This is a genomic window from Streptomyces sp. NPDC047971, assembly GCF_040653355.1.
Lineage (GTDB): Bacteria > Actinomycetota > Actinomycetes > Streptomycetales > Streptomycetaceae > Streptomyces.
Map to the genome: position 1 here is coordinate 140336 of NZ_JBEZNW010000007.1, position 23319 is coordinate 163654.

22 protein-coding genes are annotated in these 23319 nt (G+C 73.0%); 13 read left to right on the forward strand and 9 right to left on the reverse strand.

The window, feature by feature from the left end:
- The first annotated feature begins 67 nt into the window (after window positions 1-67).
- Both AB0D99_RS09820 and AB0D99_RS09825 read left to right on the forward strand, forming a co-directional pair.
- Window positions 68-388, forward strand: coding sequence for a bifunctional 3-phenylpropionate/cinnamic acid dioxygenase ferredoxin subunit (locus AB0D99_RS09820; RefSeq protein WP_362358501.1), 321 nt, complete (start codon window positions 68-70; stop codon window positions 386-388).
- Complete coding sequence (locus AB0D99_RS09825) at window positions 385-1602, forward strand: FAD-dependent oxidoreductase (protein ID WP_362358502.1); 1218 nt, start codon at window positions 385-387, stop codon at window positions 1600-1602. Before AB0D99_RS09820 ends, AB0D99_RS09825 begins: the two co-directional genes overlap by 4 nt.
- Before the next feature lie 216 nt (window positions 1603-1818).
- On the opposite strand, the gene AB0D99_RS09830 is transcribed toward AB0D99_RS09825, so the two are convergent.
- Window positions 1819-2364 carry an EF-hand domain-containing protein gene (locus AB0D99_RS09830; protein WP_362358503.1) on the reverse strand — a complete coding sequence of 182 codons (546 nt, stop codon included), beginning with the start codon at window positions 2362-2364 and terminating at the stop codon, window positions 1819-1821.
- Between the two features lie 126 nt (window positions 2365-2490).
- Between AB0D99_RS09830 and AB0D99_RS09835 the strand changes: the two genes are divergently transcribed.
- Together AB0D99_RS09835 and AB0D99_RS09840 are read left to right on the forward strand one after the other, a co-directional pair.
- A complete protein-coding gene (locus tag AB0D99_RS09835) occupies window positions 2491-3594 on the forward strand; it encodes a M28 family peptidase (RefSeq protein WP_362358504.1) in 1104 nt (367 codons plus the stop codon).
- 42 nt (window positions 3595-3636) lie between these two features.
- Entirely contained in the window at window positions 3637-3933 is a 297-nt protein-coding gene (locus AB0D99_RS09840) for an antibiotic biosynthesis monooxygenase (protein WP_362358505.1), read from the forward strand.
- Between the two features lie 25 nt (window positions 3934-3958).
- Here AB0D99_RS09840 and AB0D99_RS09845 read toward each other — a convergent pair whose 3' ends face one another.
- On the reverse strand, window positions 3959-4420 hold the full coding sequence (locus AB0D99_RS09845; protein ID WP_362358506.1) for an Rrf2 family transcriptional regulator: 462 nt from the start codon (window positions 4418-4420) through the stop codon (window positions 3959-3961).
- Between the two features lie 176 nt (window positions 4421-4596).
- Here AB0D99_RS09845 and AB0D99_RS09850 point away from each other — a divergent pair, with 176 nt between their 5' ends.
- Window positions 4597-7266, forward strand: a complete 2670-nt coding sequence (locus AB0D99_RS09850) for an FAD/NAD(P)-binding protein (RefSeq protein WP_362358616.1) — start codon at window positions 4597-4599, stop codon at window positions 7264-7266.
- A 6-nt stretch (window positions 7267-7272) separates the two neighbouring features.
- Here the strand turns inward: AB0D99_RS09850 and AB0D99_RS09855 are convergent, their stop codons facing one another.
- Complete coding sequence (locus AB0D99_RS09855; protein WP_362358507.1) at window positions 7273-8499, reverse strand: Tm-1-like ATP-binding domain-containing protein; 1227 nt, start codon at window positions 8497-8499, stop codon at window positions 7273-7275.
- 104 nt (window positions 8500-8603) lie between these two features.
- On the opposite strand from AB0D99_RS09855, the gene AB0D99_RS09860 reads away from it, so the two are divergent.
- From AB0D99_RS09860 to AB0D99_RS09870, 3 genes are all read left to right on the forward strand, one after another.
- On the forward strand, window positions 8604-9182 hold the full coding sequence (locus tag AB0D99_RS09860; protein ID WP_362358508.1) for a Type-2Aa cytolytic delta-endotoxin: 579 nt from the start codon (window positions 8604-8606) through the stop codon (window positions 9180-9182).
- A gap of 75 nt (window positions 9183-9257) precedes the next feature.
- Window positions 9258-9878 (forward strand): L-threonylcarbamoyladenylate synthase, encoded by a 621-nt coding sequence (locus tag AB0D99_RS09865; RefSeq protein WP_362358509.1) that lies wholly within the window; start codon window positions 9258-9260, stop codon window positions 9876-9878.
- 28 nt (window positions 9879-9906) lie between these two features.
- The gene (locus AB0D99_RS09870; protein ID WP_362358510.1) at window positions 9907-10533 is read left to right on the forward strand and encodes a DUF4232 domain-containing protein; all 627 of its coding nucleotides are present in this window, start codon (window positions 9907-9909) and stop codon (window positions 10531-10533) included.
- A 12-nt stretch (window positions 10534-10545) separates the two neighbouring features.
- On the opposite strand, the gene AB0D99_RS09875 is transcribed toward AB0D99_RS09870, so the two are convergent.
- Together AB0D99_RS09875 and AB0D99_RS09880 are read right to left on the reverse strand one after the other, a co-directional pair.
- Window positions 10546-12201 (reverse strand): FAD-dependent oxidoreductase, encoded by a 1656-nt coding sequence (locus AB0D99_RS09875; protein WP_362358511.1) that lies wholly within the window; start codon window positions 12199-12201, stop codon window positions 10546-10548.
- 58 nt (window positions 12202-12259) lie between these two features.
- Window positions 12260-13174, reverse strand: coding sequence for a diiron oxygenase (locus tag AB0D99_RS09880; RefSeq protein WP_362358512.1), 915 nt, complete (start codon window positions 13172-13174; stop codon window positions 12260-12262).
- Window positions 13175-13515: 341 nt separating this feature from the next.
- Between AB0D99_RS09880 and AB0D99_RS09885 the strand changes: the two genes are divergently transcribed.
- Window positions 13516-14319 (forward strand): N-formylglutamate amidohydrolase, encoded by an 804-nt coding sequence (locus AB0D99_RS09885; protein WP_362358513.1) that lies wholly within the window; start codon window positions 13516-13518, stop codon window positions 14317-14319.
- A gap of 4 nt (window positions 14320-14323) precedes the next feature.
- Here the strand turns inward: AB0D99_RS09885 and AB0D99_RS09890 are convergent, their stop codons facing one another.
- A complete protein-coding gene (locus AB0D99_RS09890; RefSeq protein ID WP_362358514.1) occupies window positions 14324-16153 on the reverse strand; it encodes a protein kinase in 1830 nt (609 codons plus the stop codon).
- 120 nt (window positions 16154-16273) lie between these two features.
- Window positions 16274-17401: an AI-2E family transporter gene (locus AB0D99_RS09895; protein WP_362358515.1), complete on the reverse strand. Its 1128-nt coding sequence runs from the start codon at window positions 17399-17401 to the stop codon at window positions 16274-16276.
- 163 nt (window positions 17402-17564) lie between these two features.
- On the opposite strand from AB0D99_RS09895, the gene AB0D99_RS09900 reads away from it, so the two are divergent.
- Window positions 17565-18419, forward strand: coding sequence for a DMT family transporter (locus AB0D99_RS09900; RefSeq protein WP_362358516.1), 855 nt, complete (start codon window positions 17565-17567; stop codon window positions 18417-18419).
- On the forward strand, window positions 18416-19603 hold the full coding sequence (locus AB0D99_RS09905) for an MFS transporter (RefSeq protein WP_362358517.1): 1188 nt from the start codon (window positions 18416-18418) through the stop codon (window positions 19601-19603). The genes AB0D99_RS09900 and AB0D99_RS09905 overlap by 4 nt, the downstream gene beginning before the upstream one ends.
- A gap of 8 nt (window positions 19604-19611) precedes the next feature.
- Here AB0D99_RS09905 and AB0D99_RS09910 read toward each other — a convergent pair whose 3' ends face one another.
- The gene (locus AB0D99_RS09910; protein WP_362358518.1) at window positions 19612-20010 is read right to left on the reverse strand and encodes a helix-turn-helix transcriptional regulator; all 399 of its coding nucleotides are present in this window, start codon (window positions 20008-20010) and stop codon (window positions 19612-19614) included.
- Between the two features lie 78 nt (window positions 20011-20088).
- Window positions 20089-20334: a DUF2283 domain-containing protein gene (locus AB0D99_RS09915; RefSeq protein ID WP_362358519.1), complete on the reverse strand. Its 246-nt coding sequence runs from the start codon at window positions 20332-20334 to the stop codon at window positions 20089-20091.
- Between the two features lie 184 nt (window positions 20335-20518).
- Here AB0D99_RS09915 and AB0D99_RS09920 point away from each other — a divergent pair, with 184 nt between their 5' ends.
- Together AB0D99_RS09920 and AB0D99_RS09925 are read left to right on the forward strand one after the other, a co-directional pair.
- Window positions 20519-21979 carry a basic amino acid/polyamine antiporter gene (locus AB0D99_RS09920; RefSeq protein ID WP_362358520.1) on the forward strand — a complete coding sequence of 487 codons (1461 nt, stop codon included), beginning with the start codon at window positions 20519-20521 and terminating at the stop codon, window positions 21977-21979.
- Between the two features lie 57 nt (window positions 21980-22036).
- Window positions 22037-23302, forward strand: a complete 1266-nt coding sequence (locus AB0D99_RS09925) for an arginine deiminase (protein WP_362358521.1) — start codon at window positions 22037-22039, stop codon at window positions 23300-23302.
- Window positions 23303-23319 lie beyond the last annotated feature (17 nt).

Here is a 23319-nt window from a genome sequence, read left to right on the forward strand (position 1 = left end):
CATGCGCCATACGCAACCTGATGTTACCGAAGCGTCCTGCAGTTCACTCCTGGACCGAGGGGGGCCCGTGATTCCCGTCTGCCGCCTTGAAGACCTCCCCGTGGGCGAGTCCGTCCGGATCGCCACCACTCCGCCGATCGCGGTGTTCAACGCCGACGGCGTGCTGTACGCCATCGACGACACATGCAGTCATCAGGACGCCTCTCTCTCCGAGGGATGGCTCGAGGGCTGCCTGGTCGAATGCCCGCTCCACGCCGCCTCATTCGACCTTCGCACCGGTCAGCCGACCTGCCTCCCGGCGCGGCGGCCCGTCCGCACCCACGAGGTCGTCGTCGAGAGCGGTGTCGTCCATGTCCGGCCGGCCGTCGAGGAAGGCACCGCGGCATGAGGACCGTCACCGTCGTCGGCGCCTCGCTCGCCGGCCTGTACGCCGCCCGCGAGCTGCGCGCCCAGGGGTTCGACGGGCGGCTCGTGATCGTCGGGGAGGAGCCCCACCGGCCCTACGACCGTCCGCCGCTGTCGAAGGACTTCCTCTCCGGGCGGGCCGACGAGGGCCGACTGGCCCTCTCCGAGCCGGAGGAGGAGGCCGCACTCGACGCCGAGTGGCTGCTGGGAACACCCGTCCGGGAACTCGACGCGTCCGGCCGCGCGGTCCTCCTGGAGGACGGCCGCACCCTCGTCACCGACGGACTCGTGATCGCCACCGGCGCCTCCGCCCGGAGGCTTCCGGGCACCGAGGGGCTCTCCGGCGTCCACACCCTGCGCACCCTCGACGATGCCCGCGCCCTGCGGGCCGCCCTCGAAGGCGGAGGCCGGCGGGTCGTCGTGATCGGCGGCGGGTTCATCGGCGCCGAGACGGCCTCGACCTGCGCCTCACTCGGCCACGAGGTCACCGTGGTGGAGGCCGCCCCGCTCCCGCTGCTGCCCCAACTCGGCCCCGAGATGGCCGCGGTCTGCGCCGGACTGCACCGGCGCGGCGGCACCGAACTGATCACCGGCAGCGGTGTGTCCCGGCTGCGCGGACGCGGCTCCGTCACCGCGGTGGAGCTGGCCGACGGCCGCGTGCTCCCCGCCGACCTGGTCGTCGTCGGCATCGGAGCGGTACCCAACACCGGGTGGCTGACCGGCTCCCCCCTGGCGCTCGGCGACGGCGTCCGCTGCGACACCGGCTGCGTCACCGCGCTCCCGCGGATCGTGGCCGTGGGCGATGTCGCCCGCGTCGGCGGGGCGCGCGCCGAGCACTGGACCAGCGCGACCGAGCAACCCGCCGTCGCCGTACGCAATCTGCTGGCAGGACGGACCGTGGACAGCGTCCGCACGCTGCCGTACTTCTGGTCGGACCAGTACGGCTCGCGCATCCAGTTCGCGGGGCGCCACCGCGCGGGGGACGAGGTGACGGTCGTCGAAGGCTCCACCACCGAGGGCGGCTTCCTCTGCCGCTACGAGCGCGAGGGCCAGACCACGGCCGTCCTGGCCGTCGACCGCCCCCGCCCCTTCACCCGAGCCCGCAGGGAGCTGAGCGCCGCTCAGCCGGCCGGACGGCCCCTGCCCTTCCGCCCGGGGCGGGCGGCGCTGCCGTCCCCGGTCCCGGAGCCGGGATAGAGGTGATCGACCTCGGGCCGGAGGTCCAGTATGTCGAGGAACTCCGCGAGCTCGGCCCCGTCCGTCGTCCGGCTCGCGATGACCCGACGGGCGGCACGGCGGCGTTCTCGGGGATCCCGCCCCGGCGAACCGTCGTTCTCCTCAGTGAGGTCCATGACGCCGATCCGACCACACCACGGCCCGCCCCGCATCACCCACCCCGGTCCGCCGCCCCGTTCAGTGGATCCCGAGGAAGACGGCGCCCGGCGTGTCGAGGTCGTCGTTGTTCAGGTGGAACGCGCGCAGCGACCTGTCGATCTCCCGCTGCGAGACATATGCGTCGCGGTCCAGGTCGAGCCGCTCGAAGACGGCCGGCCCCTCGTCGGCCGACACCCCCCAGACGGCGAGATAGGCGGCGAACTCCTCCTTGCTGACCCGCTTGTCACCGGTCGTGTCCATGATGCGGAAGATCGCCTCCGCCAGGTCCCGGAGCAGCTCGGGGCGGTCCGTGTCGTAGCCCACCGCGCGATGGGCGGCCACGAACTCCTCCTGGTCCAGCCGGTCCTGCCCGGGCACCGCCTGGGTGAGCAGACCGAGCCACTGCGCCCAGTAGGCCCGAGCCAGCGCCCGGATCCTGGGATCGTCCGGAGCCAGCCCGTACGTGGTGGCGTACGCCTCCACGACCCGCTGGTGGTCGGACCAGGTGACGAACCCGCTCCCGTCGGTGTCCAGGACCGCGAAGAGCCGCCGAAGCCTACGGGTGACCGGATCGAACGTCGCCATTCTTCCGCTTCCTTCCGGTGGTGGGGTGCTGGTCGCGTCCCAGTGTCGTCGCCCGAACGCGCCGGGGCCGGGCGCCACACCCGTCCACGGGGCGCGCGAGGCCGTGGCGTGCGTCACCATCGGGTCATGGAGCCCGGCCACGAGGTGCGCGACGGCCCCCTCCCCGATGTGGCCCAGCTCGTCGGGGAACTGACCCGGCGGGCCGACCCGCGACGCCTGCGGCGTGACGTGGAATTCCTCGCCGACCGCCCGCGCGGCCGGATCCACGCGCCCGAGGCCATGGTCCGGGCCGAGACCCATGTGGCGCGGGAACTCGCCGCGGCCGGCTGGCGGACCGAACGGCACCCCTTCGACGTCCGGTGGCGCCCCGGCTGCACCGACCGTCCCGGCGGAAGGCCGTCACCGGCGCGGTTCCGGCTGCACCGGCGGCTCACCGGCGCGAACCTGCTGGCCACGCCGGAAGGGCCGGCCGCCGGGGAAGACCGTCCCCACGTCCTCGTCGGAGCGCACCTCGACACCGTCCGGGGGAGCCCCGGTGCCGACGACAACGCCTCGGGGGTCGCCGCGCTCCTGGAGATCGCCCGGCTGCTCGGCGGGCTGCCGCGGCCGCCGGCGGTCACCCTCGCCTGCTTCGACATGGAGGAGCTGGGGTGCGTCGGCTCCCGGGTCGAGGCGCGGGAACTGCGCCGCGCCCGCCGGGTCGGCGGCATGATCTGTCTGGAGTCGGTCGGCTGCTTCGCCACGGGCCCGGGAACCCAGGCGCTGCCGCCGGGGTTCGGCGCGGTCTTCCCGCGCGTCGCCGCCTCCGTGCGGGAGAGCGGACTGCGGGGTGACTTCACCCTCGTGGTCCATCGCCGCTCGTCGGACGGGGCCGCCGACCTCTGGCGCCGGGCCGCCGGGGCGACCACGCCCGCGCTGCCCGTCGTCACCCTGCGCGACCCGCGCCCGGACGGCCCGCTGGGAGCCCTCGCGGGTCTCGTGCTGCCCCCGGTGAACCACCTGGGCCGCAGCGATCACGCCGCCTTCTGGAACGCGCGGATTCCGGCCGTGATGCTCACCGGCACGGCGAACTTCCGGAACCCCCACTACCACCGGCCGACGGACACCCCCGACTCCGTCGACCCCCTCCGTCTGACGGCCGTCGCCGTCGCCACCGCCGTCACCGCCGTGTGCTGGCGGCCCGGGACCCGCCTCGGAGGCGGAAACGGCACCGCCGACCTACCGTGGTGAGGAGCGCGTTTCAAGCCGATCCCCGTTCACGAGGAGGCTGCGATGGAGCGGCACTTTGTCTGGGTGACCACGCGCCGCATCAAGCCGGGCACCCTGGAGGAGTTCGAGCGGGCCTGGCGCCCCGGCTTCTCCCCCGACGGGCTGCGCCGAGCCCTGGCCTACTGGTCCGAGGACGGGCAGGAGATCACCGGGGTCTCCTTCTGGGACTCCCAGGAGGCCTGCGACGCCTGGCGCTCCTCCGACGCCGAACGGGAGCGGCGCGAGGTCATGGCGCCCTACGTCGTCGAGGAGAGCGAGGGCTTCTACCGGGGCGGCGAACTCACCCTGCCCTCACGGTGACGGCCCAGGAGCCGCCACGTCGCGACTACGGATAGGTCCGTACGTCGTCGGTGTACTCCCGGGCCCGCTCCCGTACCAGCGCGGGCAGCGTGCCCGAGGCCAGGTCCGCCAGGGTCGTGCCCTCCAGGACCTGGCGCAGACTCGTGCGCACGGCCCGCCACACGTCCGGCATGGGCGCGGCGGCGCCCTGGTACTCCAGGCCGGTCAGCTTCAGATCGCGCACGCTCACGAGCGGCCCGTCCATCGCCCGGACGACATCGGCGAGAGTGATCTCCCCGGGGGGTCTGGTGAGGGTGTACCCGCCGTCGGGGCCGCGCACGCTCTGCACCAGCCGCGCCTGGCGCAGTTCGCTGAGCACGACGAAGAGGAAGCGGACGGGGATGTCCTGACGGCCCGCGATGTCCTCCGCCTTCAGGGGCCGCTCGGGGGAGCAGGCCAGCTCCGCCATCGCCCGGACCGCGTAGTCCGTTCTCGCTGAGATCCTCACCGCCTCAATGTCTCACGGTTGGCGCGAAAGCGATCCGGGGCGGGTCGCGGGGACGTGGCGGCCTTGTCAGTGCACATTGTTCATCGACATAGTGCACTTCACTGCCGCACCCGCCTGGCTCGGAGGTTCCCGTCGTGACCGTGGTGTCCCAGAGCTCCGCCCGTCCGCGCTCCACCGTGGCCGTCGTCGGCGCGGGCGCGGCCGGAGCGCTCGTCGCCGTCCAGCTGTGCGAGGCCGCGGCGCGCCGGCGCACGCCCCTCGACCTGGTCCTGATCGACCCGGCGGCGGAGGCGGGACGCGGCACGGCGTACGCCACCGAGGTCGCCGAGCACCGGCTCAACGTCCCGGTCGGCGGGATGAGCTGCTACCCGGACGACCCCGGCCACTTCCTGCGCTGGCTCTGCCGGCACGGCGAATCCGCCGTCTCCGCCACCGACTTCGCCTCCCGCTACCGGTTCGGCTCGTACCTCGCCGACACCCTCGGCCGCGCCATCATCACCGCCCACGGCACGGTCTCCGTACGCCGTCTGCGCGCCAGGGCGACGGGCTGCGCCGACACCGCCGACGGGCGCATGGAGCTCCGGCTCGCCGACGGCGGCACCGTGACGGCCGACACCGTCGTCCTGGCCACCGGGCCCGCCGCCGGGACCGCGGGCTGGGCCACGGACGCACTGCGCGCCTCCGACCGGTTCGTCGACCGCCCCTGGGCGCCCGGCGCACTCGACGCCGTCGGCGCCGACGACGACGTGCTGCTCGTCGGCAGCGGGCTGACCGCCGTCGACCTCGCGCTCGTCCTCGACCGGCCCGGCCGCACGGTCCACGCGCTCTCCCGCAGCGGCCTGCTGCCCCAGCCCCATGCCGTCGCCCCGCTCCCGCCCGTGCCGCCCCCGACGGGACTCGCCGCCCTGCCGCTGCACCGTCTCCGTCTCGAACTGCGGCGCCATCTGACCGCGTCGATGCGCGACCACGGGGACTGGCGGCCCGCACTCGACGGGCTGCGGCCCGGCATCGCGGCGCTCTGGCAGGGGCTCACCGACGAGGAGCGGGCCGAGTTCCTCGACCGCGACGCCACCCGGTGGAACGTCCACCGGCACCGGATGGCCCCGACCACCGCCGAGAGCATCGCCCGCGCCCGCGCCGCACGTCGGCTGCGGATCCATGCCGGCCGGATCGTCTCGGCCGTGCCCCAGGAGGACGGCCGGCTCGCCGTCGCGCTCGCCGACGGACGCGAACTGACGGTCGCCTGGGTGGTCGACTGCACCGGACCCGGGCTCCGGATGGACGCCTCGGGCGACCCGCTCTGGGGCGGGCTGCTCGCCGACGGCCTCGCGACGCCCGGACCGCTCGGCATCGGCGTCGCCACCGACGCCGGCCGGCTGAGGGACACCCACGGCCGCGCCGAGCGGCCCCTGTTCACCCTCGGCAGCCCACGGCGCGGTGAGCTGTGGGAGACCACCGCCATTCCCGAGATCAGGACCCAGGCCAGGGACATCGCCGAGGCCGTGCTCGCCCCGCTCACCCGCACCCCGCGCACCGCCCGGCGCCGCCCCACCGACCAGTTCGGTCTGCCGCTGTCGACCCACGCCGCCGCCGCGGCCTCCTTCCGCAGCGGGCTGGGGCGGGTCGTCACGGTACGCGCGAAGGCGGCCGAGGCGTTCTCCCGGGCCACCGAACTCGACCCCGGCTTCGCCCTCGGGCACGCGGCGCTCGCGCTGCTCGGTCACGAGTGCGGCGCGGACGTCGACGTGCACCGGGAACTCGCCGACGCCCAGCGCAGCGCGGCCGAACGCGGCGACGAGCGCGAACGGTCCTTCGTCGACGTCGTCACCCGGCGGGTCCGGGCCTGCCCCGGGGACGGCGGCGAGGACGGCGACCGGGCCCTCATCGACCACCTCGACCGCTACCCCGGCGACGCCTTCGCCCTCTCCATCGCGGTCCCCACCATCGCCTTCTCCGGGGTCGGCGACCTCGACGGCACCCTCGCCCAACGGCTGGTGGAGCGTACGGCGCCCGCCTACGACGGCCACTGGTTCCACACCTCGCTCCTCGCCTTCCTCCGTCAGGAGCAGGGGCGCATCGACGAGGCGGGCGCACTCGCCCGGGTGGCCCTGGCGGCCGAACCGGCCTCCGGACACGCCGTGCACGCCCTGGCGCACGTCCACTACGAGTCCGGGGACCACCGGGCGGGCCGCGACTGGCTCGACGGCTGGATCGGCGGGCATGGCCGGGGCGCCGTGCACCGGGCCCACTTCTCCTGGCACGTGGCGCTGCACGAACTCGCCCTGGACGACGCCGAGGCGGTACGCCGCCGCTGGTTCGCCCAGCTCGCACCCCGCCAGGTGATCGGCGTCCGGGCACTCGTCGACTCCGGCTCCCTGCTGTGGCGCGCCCGGATGTCCCGGAACTGGACGGGTCCCGTCCCCGTCGGCGGGGTCCTCGACGCGGTCGCCCGCGACCTGGTGGAACGGCCCGCGACCGCGTTCACCGCCCTGCACAGCGCCGTCGCCCTGACCGCCGCGGGCGACCTGCCCGCGCTCCGACGGCTGCGCACCCACGCCGCCGGTGCGGACGCCGTGCAGCGGGAGGTCATCGCCCCCCTGTGCCGCGCCCTCGAAGCCGTCCTCGAAGAGCAGTGGACCACGGCCGTGGAGGGGCTGCGCGAGCTGCTGCCCGCCCTCCGCCGGGTGGGCGGCAGCGCCGCGCAGCGCGAGGTCGTCGAGGAGACGCTGCTGTACGCGCTGATGGAGGCGGGCCACAGCGACGCGGCCCGCCACCTCCTGGAACAGCGCCTCGACCGGCGCGCCTCCCCGCTCGACCGCCGACGCCTGGCCGACCTGCCCGGCTGAGGGGACTCAACACCCCACGATCAGACGGTGCAGCAGATCCGCGGCGGCGCGGCCGAACGACGGGTCGTTGAGATGCGTGTCGACCTCCACCACCTCGACCGCGCTGCCGCGCAGCCCGTCCCGGACGGCGCGGAACAGCGCCTCGTCCACCGACGGGTCGTGGTACGGCCCGCCCGGCGCCCCGAGGGTGGAGAGGCCGCGCAGCGGCAGACAGACGGTCGTGGGCCCCGTCGCGGACCGCAGCTTCGCCGCGACGCGCGCGCCGAGTTCCGCGCACTCCTCGGCCGTCGTCCGGACGACCGAGATCGACGGGTTGTGCACCCGCACGTCGCGGTCGAGGACGCGTTCGGGGACGGTGTCGAGGGGCCCGAACTTGACCAGGTCCAGCGCTCCCGGGCTCACCACCTGCGGGAGGCCCGCGCGTCCCGCGGCGAGCAGCCGGTCGGGGCCCGCGGTCAGGATGCCCCCGAGGAGGTCGTCCGCGAGTTCGCAGAGCGTCAGATCGAGGACGCCCGCGAACAGCCGCTGCTCCGCGAGTGATTCGAGCGTCCGGCCGCCCGCCCCGCTGGCGTGGAAGACCAGCACCTCGTAGCCCAGTTCGGTCAGCCGCTCACGGGCCGCGTCGACCCCCGGCGTCGTCACCCCCGCCATGCTCGCCGCGATGAGCGGCCGGTCGTCGTCGACCGCCGGCGGCCGGACCGCCGCGAACCCCCGCGCCATCCCGGCGACGGCGTCGACGGCGTTCGACAGCACCGGAGCCGACACCCTGTTGACCCCGGCGATGTCGACCACGCTGTACATCATCGTGATGTCCGACGAACCGACATAGGGCGCGACATCGCCCGAGGCCATCGAGGAGACCATCACCTTCGGCACCCCGAGCGGCAGTTCCCGCATCGCCCGCGTCGCGATCGACGTCCCCCCGCTGCCGCCCAGGGCGAGGACCCCGTGGAGCCGGCCCCGCGCGTACAGATCCCGCACGACCTCCGCCGCTCCCCGGGCCATCGCCGTGACGGCCGCGCCACGGTCACCCTCGCTCCGTAACCGCTCCAGATCCGTGCCCGCCGCCCGGGCCACCTCGGCGCGCGTCACGTCCGCGGTCGTCCGCGGCGCGCCGATCACCCCCGTGTCGACCACGATGACCTCGACCCCGCGACCCAGCAGCCGTTCGCGCAGCCATCCGTACTCGAGACCCTTGGTGTCCAACGTGCCCACCAGTACAACGATCGCCATCCCCGTACTGTCCGGCGAAGTCGACAAGACGACAAGAGTGTGTCCGGCCGACGCCAGCAGGCATACTGACCCCCCTTGATCACCACGACCCATCCGGAGGAGTCATGACCGCCAGTTTCAGGACCGTCATCGAGGTGGAACCCGGCCACCTCGACCAGGCCCGGGCCATCGACCGGAGATTCCAGGAGGCGATCGCCCCGGCCACCGTCAACTTCGACTTCGACAACATCCGCCAGGCCGCCGACGCCATCCCCGACAGCTCCGTCGTCAAGACGGTCCGCGGCTGGGGGCTTCAGGAGCAGGCTCCCGTCATGGTCATGGTGCTCTCCCTGAAGGAGGCCGTGCGTCAGGCGCTGCCCGGCGAGTTCGCCGAAGCCTCGTTCTGGGACACCGTCGAGAGGGAACTCGCCGACGCCTTCACCGGCCTCGCCGCACAGGAGGGACAGCCGGGACTCTCCTACTACGACGAAGGCCCCGACCGGACCAGCTACTACCGGGACCTGTTCTTCGCCCTCCAGGACGAGGAGACCGGTGACCACATGTACGCGATCGCCTTCTGCATCGACGTGACCGTCGGGCTGGAGAAGGAGAAGGCCGCCGCCCTGGAGATCATGGACATCGCGCCCTACACGATCCGGCTCAACGCGATCGTCCTGCGCCAGGAGCTGCGCCTGGCGGCCTGACGCCGCCCGCACGTCCGGTGAACCGTACCGGCCCGCCGTCCCGGGCCGACCCCGCGGGGAACCTACACTGCCCGCATGGCGAAGTACTTCGACGTACACCCCGAGAACCCCCAGCGGCGCACCATCAGCAGCGTGGCGGACAGCATCCGCGCAGGCGCGCTCGTCGCGTACCCCACGGATTCCTGCTACGCGCTGGGATGCCGGATCGGCAGCCGCGACGGCATCGCCCGGATCCGCGCGATCCGAGAGCTCGACGACCGCCACCACTTCACGCTGGTGTGCCAGAACTTCGCGCAGCTCGGCCAGTTCGTGCACGTCGACAACGACGTGTTCCGCGCCGTCAAGGCGGCGACACCCGGCAGCTACACCTTCATCCTGCCGGCGACGAAGGAAGTCCCGCGCCAGCTGCTGCACCCCAAGAAGAAGACCGTCGGCGTCCGCATCCCCGACCACGTCGTCACCCAGGCGCTCCTGGAGGAGCTGGGCGAACCGCTGCTCTCCAGCACCCTGCTGCTGCCGGGCGAGGACGAGCCGATGACCCAGGGCTGGGAGATCAAGGAGCGTCTCGACCACACGGTGGACGCCGTCCTCGACTCCGGTGACTGCGGTACGGAACCGACGACCGTCATCGACTTCTCCGGCGGTGAGCCCGAGATCGTGCGCCGAGGCGCGGGAGACACCACGCGGTTCGAGTAGTCCGGGGGCGGCATGTGATGATCGCGGCATGACCGTCATACCTGTGCGGCACGGGCTGACCTTGGCGGCGGCGGCCGTCCTCGCCACCGGCTGCGGCCTGGGGGCCGAACTCGACCGCGAGGCGGATCCCGAACGGACCGCGGCCGGTGTGTCCGCGGCGCCGTCGGTGACCGGCGTGCCCGTCGCCCCGACGGCCGAACCGCCCCTTCCCGCACCCGCGGAAGGCTGCCCGGCCACCGGCGTCAAGGTGGGGACCGGCATGGTCAACGCCGCCATGGGGCTGCGCGCCATGCCGGTGACGCTCACCAACTGCGGAGCGGGCGAGCAGCGGTTGAACGGCTACCCGGACGTGCGGGTACGGGACGTGAACCGCGCACGCATGGACGTCACGGTCCTCAAGGGCACGGGCCCGATCACCACGCTCGACGACCCGGGCGCGCATCCGGTGACGCTGAAGCCCGGGGAGTCCGCGCGCAGCGTCTTCGTGTGGCGCTACTCGGCCGTCGACGCCGCGACGCTGCGGGGGAGCGGTGTGTACGTGGAGATCGGCCCCGCCCCCGGCGCGCCCCGGCAGACGGTGGAGCCGGAGGGCGGCCTGGACATCGGCGACACCGGCATGCTCGGCACGACGGCGTGGCAGAAGGTCGTGGAGTGAGCGGACGCGCCGTCACCCGCCGAGCCGTGGGCGGCCTCCCCTGGCCGCGGCCATCAGCTCGGGCACGGTGCCGAGTTTGACCCGTGGCCGGCCGGCCGCGCGGCCCCGTGCCAGCTCGGCGCGCTCGATGGCGGCCTGCCCCCGCGCGTCGACGATCCGGCCGGCCCGGCGGCGCGCCAGCCGCTCGAACGCCCTGTCCGTGCCCGACGGGGCGGGCAGCGCTCCCGCGACCGCGTCGGCCAGGAGCGTGCCGATCGTCTCGGCGGCGCAGGTGCGATTGGCCCCGATGCCGCCCGAGGGTCCGCGCTTGATCCAGCCGACCACGTACGTGCCGGGCATCCCGGTCACCCGGCCGCCCTCGTGCGGCACGGTGCCGGTCTCCTCGTCGAAGGGCAGCCCCGGCACGGCCACTCCCCGGTAGCCGATCGCCCGCAGCACAAGACCGGCCGGGATCTCCCGCTCCTCCGGCCCCTCCGTCACCCGCGCGCCCCGCACCGCGTCGTCGCCGACCACCGCCACCGGCGAGGAGTGGAACCGGAGCACGATGCTCCGACCGGCCCCCGGCGGACGCGACCAGTCCACGGCCTCCCGGGCCACACCGCGCAGCAGCGCCGCCTTGTCGCCCGCGCCGGGCTCCGCGCCGTCGATCGACGCACCGGTCCGCGGGTCGTGGTCGTCGACGACCAGCCGCACCCCGGGCAGGTGGGTGAGGGCGAGCAGTTCGGACGCGGTGTACGCGGCGTCCTCGGGACCGCGCCGCCCGAGCAGGACCACCTCGCGCACCTTCGAGGCGCGCAGGGCCGCGAGCGCGTGGTCGGCGATGTCGGTGCCGGCCAGTGTCTCGGGATCCATGACGAGGATGCGGGCGACATCGAGGGCGACGTTCCCGTTGCCGACGACGACGACCCGCTCGGCCGACAGGTCGACGGCGTCGGGCGCGGCGTCGGGATGGGCGTTGTACCAGGACACGAACGCGGTCGCCGAGACACTGCCCGTGAGGCCCTCGCCGGGGATGCCGAGCCGGCGGTCGGCGCCGGCTCCCACGGCGTAGACGACCGCGTCGTGGTGTGCGGCGAGTTCCGCGACGGTGACGTCCTTGCCGATCTCGACGCCCAGGCGCATCCGTACCCGGGGATGGCGGTGGAAGCGGGCGAAGGTCTCGCCCACCTTCTTCGTCGAGGGATGGTCCGGTGCCACGCCGTACCGGACGAGGCCGCCGGCCACCGGGAGCCGGTCGACCAGGGTCACCTCCGCGTTGGTGTGCAGGAGCAGATCCTCGGCCGCGTACATGCCTGCCGGGCCGGTCCCGACGACGGCGACCCGGATCGGCGCGAAGTCGGAGGGGATGCCCCGCTCGAAGGCCGGAGCGCCCCAGGCGTGGAAGTTCGGCCCGGCGACGGCCGGTTCGGGCTCCCGGTCGGCGAAGTAGGCGGCGTTGAGGGCCTCGTACTCCCGCTGCGTCGGGGAGAGGCTGTCCACGGGGAAGATGGCGTCGACGGGGCAGGCGTCGGCGCAGGCGCCGCAGTCGATGCATGCCCGCGGGTCGATGTGGAGCATCTCCGTACTGCCGAACGCCCTTTCCTCGGGCGTCGGATGGATGCAGTTGACGGGGCAGACCGCGACGCACGTGGCGTCGCTGCAGCAGGTCTGGGTGATGGCGTAGGTCATGTCGTCGGCTCAGCTCGGGTCGGCGGGGTCGGCGGGCTGTGGTCGGTGGGCCGGGGTGTCAGATCAGGTGGGCGCGCTTGTAGAAGAAGAGCGCCGGTCCGGTCAGCAGACGGGCCGAGGCGAGGAACTCCATGAGGCCCGAGCAGCTGGACCGCATCAGCGAGCGGTGGTGCTCGTTCGTCCGCGCCTCGGTGAGGGCCCGGCGGGTGTCGAGGCCGGCGTGTCCGTACACGTCGCGGTTCACCATGCTCGTGACGATGACGTACGAGGCGATCGCGATCACGAGCGCGTTGAGCTGCCGGCGCAGCGGGCCCGCGTGCCGCAGCCGCCTGCGGGTCTCGTCGCGGGCGAACTTCATGTGCCGCGACTCCTCCACCACATGGATGTTGTTGATGGTCCGCACGAAGGGCACGACCCGCTCGTCCCGCATCCAGTCGCGCTGCATGACGTCGAGGACCTCCTCGGCTACCAGGATCGCCGCGTAGGCCGCCTCGCCGAAGGCCACCGTCTTGAAGATCCTGCCCAGTTCGACCGCGGCCCGGCGCGGGCGGTAGGCCGGCGCGCCCAGCTTCGCGGCGCCACGGGCGAACATGATCGAGTGCCGGCACTCGTCGGCGATCTCGGTGAGCGCCCACTGGAACCGCGGGGAGGTCGGGTCCTTGGCGTAGATGTCCCGCAGCACCATCTGCTGGAGGATCATCTCGAACCAGATGCCGGTACTGGCCACCGACGCGGCCTCCTGCCGGGTCAGCTCCTTGCGCTGCGCGTCGGTCAGTTCCTGCCAGTACGCCGTCCCGTAGAGCGTGCTCCACTCGGGGCTGGCGCCGTGGAAGTCCTTGTCCAGTGGGGTGTCCCAGTCCACCTCGACGAGCGGGTCGTACGACAGCTTCGCGGCCGAGTCGAGCAGCCTCCGGGTGACGTCCTGTTCCGCGCGCCGGTCCCGGCTCTCCGGCCGTACGGTGCTGCTTGCCATGGTGCGGCTCCTTGAATCGAGAGGTTTCGACCCGACGCCGGCCGGCTTCGACCCCGCCCGTCCCCGTGTGACGGGACCGAAGCGCCGAGCGCCACCACGCTTGTTAGACGCGACGTCTAGCAAGCTGTTAGACGGAACGTATAACAAGAGTCCCGTGCGGGCCTACCCCCGTGCGGGAAAATCCCCGTGATCTCCCCACACCCGCCGCCCGGCCGACTCCATGGGGCAACCCCCGGTGAGGAGTTGCCGTCCTCCAGGGACGAGAGCGGCGCCCGGGCCCCAGGGACCGACGAGCCCGAGAATGAGGAAGCCCGCCACACGCCGTACAGCGAGGACCGCCCATGACCGACGCACCGCACCCCTTCCGGCTCCTCCCCGGAGCACCCGACTCCCCGGTACTCCTCCATGTGCCGCACTCCTCGCGCGAACTGCCCCCGGACGTACGCGACGACATCGTGCTCGACGACCGGGAACTCGCTCGCGAGCTCGACCACATCACCGACGCCCACACCGAGCGGATCGCCGAGCTGGCCGCCGGGGCGGCGGCCGCGGCCCCCTGGCGGTTCGTGAACCGGCTCTCACGGCTGGTCGTCGACCCCGAGCGCTTCCCCGACGAGCGGGAGGAGATGACCGCCGTCGGCATGGGCGCCGTGTACACGCGGACGACGCACCGCGCCGAACTCCGGCCGGACGGCTTCGACGCGCGCCCGCTCCTGGACCGGTACTTCCACCCCTACGCACGGGCCATGACCGCCGCCGTCACCGATCGCCTGGCGGCCGTGGGCCGTGCCGTGATCATCGACGTGCACTCGTACCCCAGCGAACCCCTGCCGTACGAACTGCACGGCGAGGGCCCCCGGCCGCCCGTCTGCCTGGGCACGGACCCCCACCACACGCCGCCCGCGCTCCTCACGGCGGCGCGGGCGGCGTTCGAGGGAATCGGCGGCGTGGGGACGGACAGCCCCTTCGCGGGCACGTACGTGCCGCTGGAGCACTACGGCCGGGACACCCGGGTGAGCGCGCTGATGGTCGAGATCCGCCGCGACGTCTACATGAAGGAACCGGGCGGCCCCGCCGGGCCGGGCCTCGACGCACTCGCCACGGCCCTGGCGGAGCTGGTCGACGCGGCGGGGAACGCCGGCTGAGCCCTCAGCCCGACGTCCGGACCGCGTTGCGCCACACGGTCAGATCCAGCGTCAGGTACTTGCTCGGGGACTCCTCGGCCGAGAAGCCCCGGACGGTGACGAGGCCCATGTGCCCGGTGCCGGTCGTGACGCAGACCTGACGTCCGGGCGACAGCATCGTCAGATCGACGTTCTCGGTGAAGCGGGTGTCCGCGAGGCAGGCGGCGAGCGAGCCCTCCTGACCGGCGTCGAGCAGGACGAGGCTTCCGCCGGTGCTCTCCGCGTCCAGGTAGCCACCGGTGTCGTAGGAGAGTTCGTACCCGCCGTCCTCACCGTCCTGCGGCCGGACGTTCTCGTCCCCGAGCGTCAGGTGGTAGCCGGCGGTGAGGTTGATGCCCTTGAAATCGGCCGGCTTCGGCTCCGGCCTGGTGCTGGGCTCGGAGCTCGGCTTGGCCCCGGCGTCCGTGGTCGCGCCGCCCTGCCCGCCCTGCGAGGAGCCGCCGCCCTGGGTCGAACCGCTGCTCTCCGTCGTCCGGTCCTTCTCCTTGAGCAGCACGTACGCCGTGCCGCCCGCGGCGATGCCGAAGACGAGCGCGGCGGCGAGGGCGATGATCGGCCCCCGCTTGCGCGCGGTCGCCGGCGGCCGCGGCCCGGGCGGCACGGGTGCGCCGGGGAACGGCGTCGCATGCGGTCCGGTGTGCGTCGGGGGGTAGGCGTACCCGGGAGCCGGGGTCGGCGCCGGGACGCCGGGGGCCGGAGTGGGAGGGACCGCCGGGCCGAAGGCCGCGGGCGGCGGACCGGCATGCGCGGTGGGGGAGTAGGAGGGGGCCGGACCGGCGTGCGCGGTCGGGGTGTAGCCCGTGCTCGGCGGCGTGGCCGGTGCCGTGGGGGTGTAACCCGGAGGCGGCGGCGTGCGGTCGGCGGCGGGGGCCGGCGCCGCCGTGCGGACGGTGATGTCGGCGGCCACCGCCTTCGGCAGCCAGTCCTCGGGGCGGCGCAGCACCGTCTCGGCGTTCGCGGCCTGGCACAGGCTGATGATCTCGGCGATCGACGGCCGCTCGGCGGGGTCCTTGGCGAGCGTCCGGCCGACCAGCTCCCTCAACCGCTCGGGCACCGCGTCGAGATCGGGCTCCTGATGGACGATCCGGTAGAGGACGCCGTGCGAGGTCCCCTCGCCGAAGGCCGGTACCCCGGTCGCCGCGAACGCCGCGACCTGGCCGAGCGCGAAGATGTCGGTGGCCGGGGTGATCCGGCCGCCCTCCGCCTGCTCGGGAGCCATGAACGTCGGGGTGCCGATGGTGACACCGCTGCCGGTGAGCGAGGTCGCGTCGGCGGCGTAGGCGATGCCGAAGTCGATGACGCGGGGGCCGTCGGCGGCGAGCAGGACGTTCGACGGCTTGAGGTCCCGGTGCACGATGCCCGCGCCATGGATGACGTGCAGGGCCTCCGCCATGCCGGCGACGAGCAGCAGGACCGTCTCCACGGGCAGCGCGCCGTGGGTGACGACGGCGTCGGCGAGCGAGGGCCCGGGCACGTACGCGGTCGCGAGCCAGGGCCGCTGCCCCTCGGTGTCGGCGTCGATGACGGGCGCGGTGAACAGACCCTGCACCCGCTGCGCCGACTTCACCTCCTGCGCGAACCGGCGCCGGAACTCGGGATCGTCACCGAACTCGGAACGGATCACCTTGATGGCGACCGCCCGTCCGCCGGGCGTGTACGAGAGGTACACCTTGCCCATGCCGCCGGCACCGAGCCTGGCGGCCAGGCGGTAGCCCGCGACCGTGGTCGGGTCGTCCCCGGCCAGCGGCTGGAAAATCCGCGATGCGACGTCATGGCCGGGCTGCTGACCGCTCATCAACTCATGTCTCCCACACAGAACCCCGTTGTCGTCCGGCACCCTATCCAAACCGGTGCCGTCCGTGCCCGTCCCGTCCGGATCGGCGGTGGGCCCGGGTTCGGTCGCCGCGCGGCGGCCTCACTCCTTCCCGGTCCCGGCTCTCCCCCCGCCTTCGGTCGGGGGACCGGTACGGGCACCGGAACCGGGCTTCTCCGCTCCGTGCGCGTCACGGAGCGCCGTGCGGACCGACCAGATCACCGACACCAGCGGCACCGCGACGACCGCGCCCACGATGCCCGCCGCGATCGTCCCCGCGATCACCGAGATCGCCACCACCAGGGGGTGCAGTCGCACCGCCCAGCTCATGACGAGCGGGTGCAGCAGATGCCCCTCGATCTGACCGATGATCACGATCAGGCCGACCACGATCGCCGCCACCACCGGGCCCTTCGCCGCGAGCGCGACGACCGCCGCGACCGCGAGCGCGACCGGCGAGCCGATCAGGGGGACGAAGGCCGCCATGAACTCCAGCAGCGCGAGCGGGACCGCCAGAGGAACCCCGAGAAGCCAGAGCGCGAGACCGACGAGGATCGCGTTCACCGCCGCCACCAGCACGATTCCGTGGGTGTAGCCGGTGAAGGTGCGCCAGGCGGCGCGGCCGCCGATCGCGACCCGGCCCCGCACCGACCGCGGCAACTGCGTCTGGAGCCAGCTCCACTGACGGTCTCCCGAGTGGATGAAGAACACCGAGCAGAACAGCGCCAGGGCGAGTGTGGTGAACACGGCCACCAGATGATGCGCCCCGCTCAGCGCCCTGCTGATCAGGGTCGAGCGGTGGCTCGACAGATACTGCTCGATCCTGGTCTGCACGTTCGACAGGGCGTCCGGGTTCAGCCGGAACGGCGGCCGCTCCAGCCAGGACTCGATCCTCTCGACACCGTCCCGGAACTCACGCACCAGCGTCGTCCGCTCGCCCTCCACCGCCTCGCCGACCAGCGCGAGGACGCCGAGGACGAGCGCGATGCTGCCGAGGAGGGTGAGGGCGACCGCCAGCGGACGGGGCAGCCCCCGGGCGACCAGATCCGCGACCGGGCGCAACAAGGCGGTGATCACCAGCCCGAGGAACACCGCCACCCCGATCTCGTGGAAGCGCCCGAGCAGCGCGAAGAGGCTGTACACCGCCCCTCCGACGACGAGCAGCCGCCAGGCGTAGGCGGCGGCGGTGCGGAGGAACGGGGCCACCGTCGGTGGGGTGCCTTGCTGCATGGCAGACGACGTACCACCGGGAAGGCGGCGGACCACGCCGGAGCCCCGACATTCGCCCGACTTCGGGGCCTCAGGGGTCCGGACGGGCGAATACGGGGAGAACCCCCGGCCCCGGACGGTGTCGTCACGACGCCCGTCGGCCCGTGCCGGAGAGTATCGGTGGATGGGCATCGTCCTGCCGGTCGTGTTCGCGGCGTTCGCCGCGTTCAGCAATGCGCTCGCCACGGTGCTCCAACGTCGTGCCGCGCTCACCGTCCCCCAGTCCGACTCCTTCCGGCCCGGGCTGATCCTCGATCTGCTGCGACGCCCGCTGTGGCTGGCCGGCATCCTCGCGGTGATCGCGGCAGGGGTCGGGCAGGCGGCGGCGCTGGCGACCGGCCCGCTGTCGCTCGTACAGCCGCTGTTCGTGCTCGAACTGCCGCTCGCGCTGCTGATCGCCTCGCTCATGACACGGGAACGGCTGCCCAGGGCCCTCTGGCCGGCCGTGGCGGGGGTGGTGGTGGGGCTCGCGGTCGCGCTCGTGGCCGCCTCGCCCAGCGGGAACCGTACGCATGTGGAGCTGGAACGCTGGATCCCGGCGCTCGCGGTGAGCTGCGCCGCCGTGCTGGCGCTCGCGGCGACCGGCCTGCGCAAGCCGCCCGGCCGCGCCCGCGCCGCCTGCCTGGGCGCCGCCACCGCGATCTGCTACGCGCTGACCGCGGCCCTGATGAAGGCGGCCATGCACATCCTCGACGACGGCGGCGTCGGAGCGTTCCTCACGACCTGGCAGACGTACGCCTTCTGCCTGACCGGGATCGCCGCCCTGCTGCTGCTCGAACACGCCATGCAGGGCGGGCCGCTGGTCGCCTCGCAACCGGCGCTGACCCTGGGGGACGCCACGGTGAGTCTCATGCTGGGAGTGCTGCTCTACGAGGAGCACGTGCGGGGCGGGTGGTGGCTCCTGCCGGAGATGATCGGCATCGGCCTGATCGTCTTCGGAGTCTTCGCGCTGGCGCGGGGCGGGGTGAGCACGTCGTGACGACGACCGCCTCGCGCCGCGGGATCCGCCCCGGCTACAAGTCGGCGGCGGCGGTCTTCGCCATCGGCATGGCCGGCACGACGCTGCCCACGCCGCTGTACGGGCTCTACCGCGAGGAGATCGGCTTCTCCGAGCTGATGGTGACGGTGATCTTCGCCAGCTACGCGGTGGGCGTGATCGCCACCCTGCTGCTGGTCGGCAACTACTCGGACGAGGCGGGGCGCCGCCCCGTCCTGTTCTGCGCGCTGGGCCTGGCGGCGGCCAGCGCGGCGTGCTTCCTCCTGGAGGGCGGCCTGCCGTTCCTCTTCGCCGGCCGACTGCTCTCGGGCTTCTCCGCCGGGCTGCTGAGCGGGGCGGGCACGGTCACCGTGCTGGAGCTGGCGAGTCCGGAACGGAGATCGCGCGCGGGCTTCGCCGCGACCGCCGCGAACATGGGCGGCCTCGGCTGCGGCCCGCTGCTGTCGGGACTGCTGGCCGAGTACGCGCCGATGCCGCTGACGCTGCCGTTCCTGACCCACCTCGGGCTGGTGTGCGTGGCCTGCGTCATCGTCCTGCTGCTGCCGGAGACGGTCCCCCGACCCCGGCTGTGGACCCGGCCCCGGCCGCCGGGCCTGTACGTGCCGCCCCAGGTACGCGGCGTATTCGCCCCCTCGGCGCTCGCGGCCTTCGCCGGCTTCGCGCTCCTCGGCCTGTTCACCGCGGTGGCACCGAGCTTCGTCGCCCAGACCCTCGACATCACCAACCTCGCCGTCTCCGGACTCGTGGTCTTCTCGGTCTTCCTCGCCTCGACGGTGGGCCAGTCGCTGACCGGAAGGCTGCCGGAGCGTGCCGCGCTGCCGCTGGGCTGCCTCGTCCTGGTCGTCGGCCTCCTGCTCGTCGGCGCCTCCCTCTGGGCCCAGGCCCTGCCGCTCCTGGTGGCCGGCGCCTTCTGCGGCGGGTTGGGCCAGGGCCTCTCCTTCCGGGCCGCCCTCACCGCCGTGAGCGACGCCGCACCCCCCGCGCACCGGGCGGCGACCGTCTCGTCGTTCTTCGTCGTCGCCTACACCGGCATCTCCCTGCCGGTGGTGGGCGTGGGGGCGTTGACGATGTGGCTGGGGCTGGACGCCGCCGGGCTGATCTTCACGGGCTGCGTCACGGTGCTCGCCGCGACGACCGGCGTCCACCTGGCGCGACGGAAGGCGTGATGCCGCGGTCAGGGCAGGTCGACATGGACGTTCGTCGACTTCACCCGCGCCGTGACGGTGACCCCGACGTCGAGGGCGAGCTCCTCGACGGACTCGCGCGTCACGAGCGAGACCAGCCGGTGAGGACCGGACTGGATCTCCACGAGGGCGGCCACGTCGTCGACCCGGACCGAGGTCACGATCCCCACGAACGAGTTGCGCACGGACGTGGAGACCTCGTCGTCCGCCACCGCGTACATCCCGGAGCCCCGCTCCTCGGCGAAGGCCGCCAGGCCAACCCCGTCGATCACGCGGTTGCCCGCGCCGTCCCGGTCCACACGCAGCCGTCCACCGTCGGCCCATCGGCGAACGGTCTCCGAACTGACTCCGAGCAGCTGCGCTGCCTGCCCAATGCTGTACGACGGCACGGAGGGAACTCTAGGCCACCGCCTCGCGGCCGACAGCCGCACCTCTCCGTCGACGAGCCACGCCGGGAGCGGGTCCCTTCACGGACCCTCGGTGTCCAGGCGCTCCGCCGACTCGAGCAGGTACGCGGGCAGCTTCGCGCGGGCGTCCAGGACCTCGATGCCGATGAGGCGCCCCGCCTCGTCGAAGTCGAGGTTGATCATGCCGTCGACCTTCACCGGATCGCAGGGGTACATGGACGTCACCCGGGGGTGCGACCCGGGGGTGGTGAGGTACAGATAGGCGGCGTTCGCCACCGCGTCGTAGGTGACTTCGAGGTCGGCCACGAGCCGGCGCGCTCCTTCGGTGGGTGGCAGCGGGTCCGGCCGACGTCGTGACGACGCGGGTGACGCGCGGGTGCCGCGCCAGCCTAGGGGTGTCTCGTCGGTCGGGCCGACGCGGTCCCTCGATCGCACCAACCGGGACGTCACCGGAGTGCCCGAACCACCCTGTTCGTGAAGGATGTGGGCAATGACGAACGCGGACACGAGCACGGATTCGCCCGCGGGCGGAAACCCACCCGTCGCCAAACTGACCCTCCTGACCCTGACCGCGATGGTCGTCGGGTCCATGGTCGGCGCCGGGGTGTTCTCGCTGCCGAGGCGGTTCGCACAGGAGACCGGGGTCGCGGGGGCGCTGATCGCCTGGGCGATCGCCGGTGTCGGCATGCTGATGCTCGCCTTCGTCTTCCAGACGCTCGCGGTGCGCCGGCCCGACCTGGACGCGGGCGTCTACGCGTACGCGAAGGCGGGCTTCGGCGAGTACCTGGGCTTCTTCTCGGCCTTCGGGTACTGGGCCAGCGCGTGCGTCGGGAACGTGACCTACTGGGTCCTCATCATGTCGACGATCGGCGCGATCGCCCCCGCGCTGGGCGACGGTGACACCGCACTCGCGATCGTCCTCTCCTCCGCCGGTCTGTGGGCCTTCTTCCTCCTCATCCGACGGGGAGTGAAGGAGGCGACCGCGATCAACCGGATCGTGACCGTCGCCAAGCTCGTGCCCATCATCGTCTTCGTCATCCTGGCGCTGGTCTACTTCGAACCGTCCGTGTTCGCGGACAACTTCGCCGGCGCCGACTACGCGGGCTCCCTGTTCAACCAGGTCCGGGGGACGATGCTGGCCACCGTCTTCGTCTTCCTCGGCGTCGAGGGCGCCAGCGTCTACTCCCGGCACGCCAAGCGCCGGGAGGACGTCGGGCGGGCGACCGTCCTCGGCTTCCTCAGCGTCTTCGCGATCTTCGCCTCGGTCACCATCGTGTCGTACGGAATCCTTCCGATGAGCGAGATCGCGGAGCTGCGCCAGCCGTCGATGGCGGGCGTCCTGGAGGCCGCCGTCGGCACCTGGGGCAAGGTCTTCGTCAGCGTCGGCCTCATCGTCTCCGTGCTCGGCGCCTATCTCGCCTGGACCCTGATGGCCGCCGAGGTGCTCTTCGTCGCGGCCAAGGACAAGGACATGCCCCGATTCCTCGGGCGCTCCGTGGGCGACGACGTACCCGCGCCCGCGCTGCTGATGACGACCTCGCTCAGCCAGGTCGTGCTCGTCGTCACCGCCTTCTCCGACGACGCCTTCAACTTCGCCCTCGATCTGACCAGCGCGCTCAGCCTCATCCCGTTCCTGCTGGCGGCCGCGTTCGCCGTGAAGATCGCCCTGCCGTCACAGCGGGAGAAGGGCGCGGGGCGCGGCACCACGAGGGAACTCGTCGTGGCCTGCGTGGCCACGGCCTACACGGCCTTCCTCCTCTTCGCGGCCGGCCTCAAGTTCGTCCTCGTCTCCCTCATCATCTACGCGCCGGCCACGTTCCTGTTCGTCAAGGCCCGTCGCGAACAGAACCGGCGCCCGTTCTCCCCGCCAGAGGCCCTCCTCTGCGCGGTCTCCGTCGTCGGCGCCGGCATCGGCATCGCCGCGCTCGCCGCCGGCTGGATCGAGCTCTGACCGGTCGAGCCACCCCCGTACCCGCACCCGCAGCTCCCTCCGGAAAGGCGCACGACCATGACGGGCAACGACAGCACCCCCTCCCCGCGCAGCCTCGGCGTCCACTCCGAGGTGGGAAGGCTCCGCAAGGTCCTGGTCTGCTCGCCCGGGCTCGCCCACCGCCGGCTCACCCCCACCAACGCCGACGATCTGCTCTTCGACGACGTGATGTGGGTCGAGAACGCCCAGCGCGACCACGCCGACTTCGTCAACAAGCTGACCCAGCGCGGCGTCGAGGTCGTGGAGCTGCACCAGCTGCTCACCGAGACCATGGCGATCCCCGAAGCCCGGGCCTGGCTGCTGGACCGGAAGATCATCGCCAACGAGGTCGGTCTCGGCCTGCTCGACGACACCCGCGCCTTCCTCGACTCCGTCGCCCCGCGCACGCTCGCCGAGTACCTCGTGGGGGGTCTGTCGACCACCGACCTGCCCGACGAGTTCCGCTCCGGGTACGTCGCCCTCGCCCGCGAGGCGACCGGGGTACGCGAGTACCTGATGCCGCCGCTGCCCAACACCCTCTACACCCGTGACACCACCTGCTGGCTGTACGGCGGTGTCACGCTGAACCCGCTGTACTGGCCGGCGCGCCACGGCGAGACCCTTCTGATGAAGGCCGTCTACACCTTCCACCCCGACTTCAAGGACGCCACCGTCTGGTGGGGAGACCCCGAACAGGACTGGGGCCAGGCCACCTTCGAGGGCGGCGACATCATGCCCGTCGGCAACGGCGTCGTGCTCATGGGCATGAGCGAACGCACCTCACGCCAGGCCATCACCCAGGTCGCCGCCGCCCTCTTCGCCCAGGGCGCCGCCACCCAGGTCGTCGTCGCCGGGATGCCGAAGCTGCGCTCGGCGATGCACCTCGACACCGTGTTCACCTTCGCCGACCGGGACATCGTCACCCTCCACCCGAAGATCATGGACGCGGTCCACACCTTCTCCCTGCGGCCCGGCGACAGCGCCCCGGGAGTCGAGGTCACCGACGAGGGCACCACCCCGTTCGTCGAGGTCGTCGCCGAGGCCCTCGGCCTGCCCGGGCTCCGGGTGATCGAGACGGGCGGCGACGTGTACGCCTCCGAACGGCAGCAGTGGGACAGCGGCAACAACGCCGTCGCCCTCGAACCCGGCGTCGTGTTCACCTACGACCGCAACACCCAGACCAACACACTGTTGCGCAAGGCGGGCGTCGAGGTCATCACGATCGTCGGCGCGGAACTCGGCCGGGGACGCGGCGGCGGCCACTGCATGACCTGCCCCCTGATCCGCGACGCCGTCGACTTCTGACCCGCCGGGCCCCCGCG

Bases quoted from the DNA above. Each gene is read 5' to 3' on its own strand.
- AB0D99_RS09825 (WP_362358502.1), top strand. From the start codon at position 385: ATGAGGACCGTCACCGTCGTCGGCGCCTCGCTCGCCGGCCTGTACGCC.
- AB0D99_RS09830 (WP_362358503.1), bottom strand. From the start codon at position 2,364: ATGGCGACGTTCGATCCGGTCACCCGTAGGCTTCGGCGGCTCTTCGCG.
- AB0D99_RS09835 (WP_362358504.1), top strand. From the start codon at position 2,491: ATGGAGCCCGGCCACGAGGTGCGCGACGGCCCCCTCCCCGATGTGGCC.
- AB0D99_RS09840 (WP_362358505.1), top strand. From the start codon at position 3,637: ATGGAGCGGCACTTTGTCTGGGTGACCACGCGCCGCATCAAGCCGGGC.
- AB0D99_RS09855 (WP_362358507.1), bottom strand. From the start codon at position 8,499: ATGGCGATCGTTGTACTGGTGGGCACGTTGGACACCAAGGGTCTCGAG.
- AB0D99_RS09860 (WP_362358508.1), top strand. From the start codon at position 8,604: ATGACCGCCAGTTTCAGGACCGTCATCGAGGTGGAACCCGGCCACCTC.
- AB0D99_RS09865 (WP_362358509.1), top strand. From the start codon at position 9,258: ATGGCGAAGTACTTCGACGTACACCCCGAGAACCCCCAGCGGCGCACC.
- AB0D99_RS09870 (WP_362358510.1), top strand. From the start codon at position 9,907: ATGACCGTCATACCTGTGCGGCACGGGCTGACCTTGGCGGCGGCGGCC.
- AB0D99_RS09875 (WP_362358511.1), bottom strand. From the start codon at position 12,201: ATGACCTACGCCATCACCCAGACCTGCTGCAGCGACGCCACGTGCGTC.
- AB0D99_RS09880 (WP_362358512.1), bottom strand. From the start codon at position 13,174: ATGGCAAGCAGCACCGTACGGCCGGAGAGCCGGGACCGGCGCGCGGAA.
- AB0D99_RS09885 (WP_362358513.1), top strand. From the start codon at position 13,516: ATGACCGACGCACCGCACCCCTTCCGGCTCCTCCCCGGAGCACCCGAC.
- AB0D99_RS09890 (WP_362358514.1), bottom strand. From the start codon at position 16,153: ATGAGCGGTCAGCAGCCCGGCCATGACGTCGCATCGCGGATTTTCCAG.
- AB0D99_RS09895 (WP_362358515.1), bottom strand. From the start codon at position 17,401: ATGCAGCAAGGCACCCCACCGACGGTGGCCCCGTTCCTCCGCACCGCC.
- AB0D99_RS09900 (WP_362358516.1), top strand. From the start codon at position 17,565: ATGGGCATCGTCCTGCCGGTCGTGTTCGCGGCGTTCGCCGCGTTCAGC.
- AB0D99_RS09920 (WP_362358520.1), top strand. From the start codon at position 20,519: ATGACGAACGCGGACACGAGCACGGATTCGCCCGCGGGCGGAAACCCA.
- AB0D99_RS09925 (WP_362358521.1), top strand. From the start codon at position 22,037: ATGACGGGCAACGACAGCACCCCCTCCCCGCGCAGCCTCGGCGTCCAC.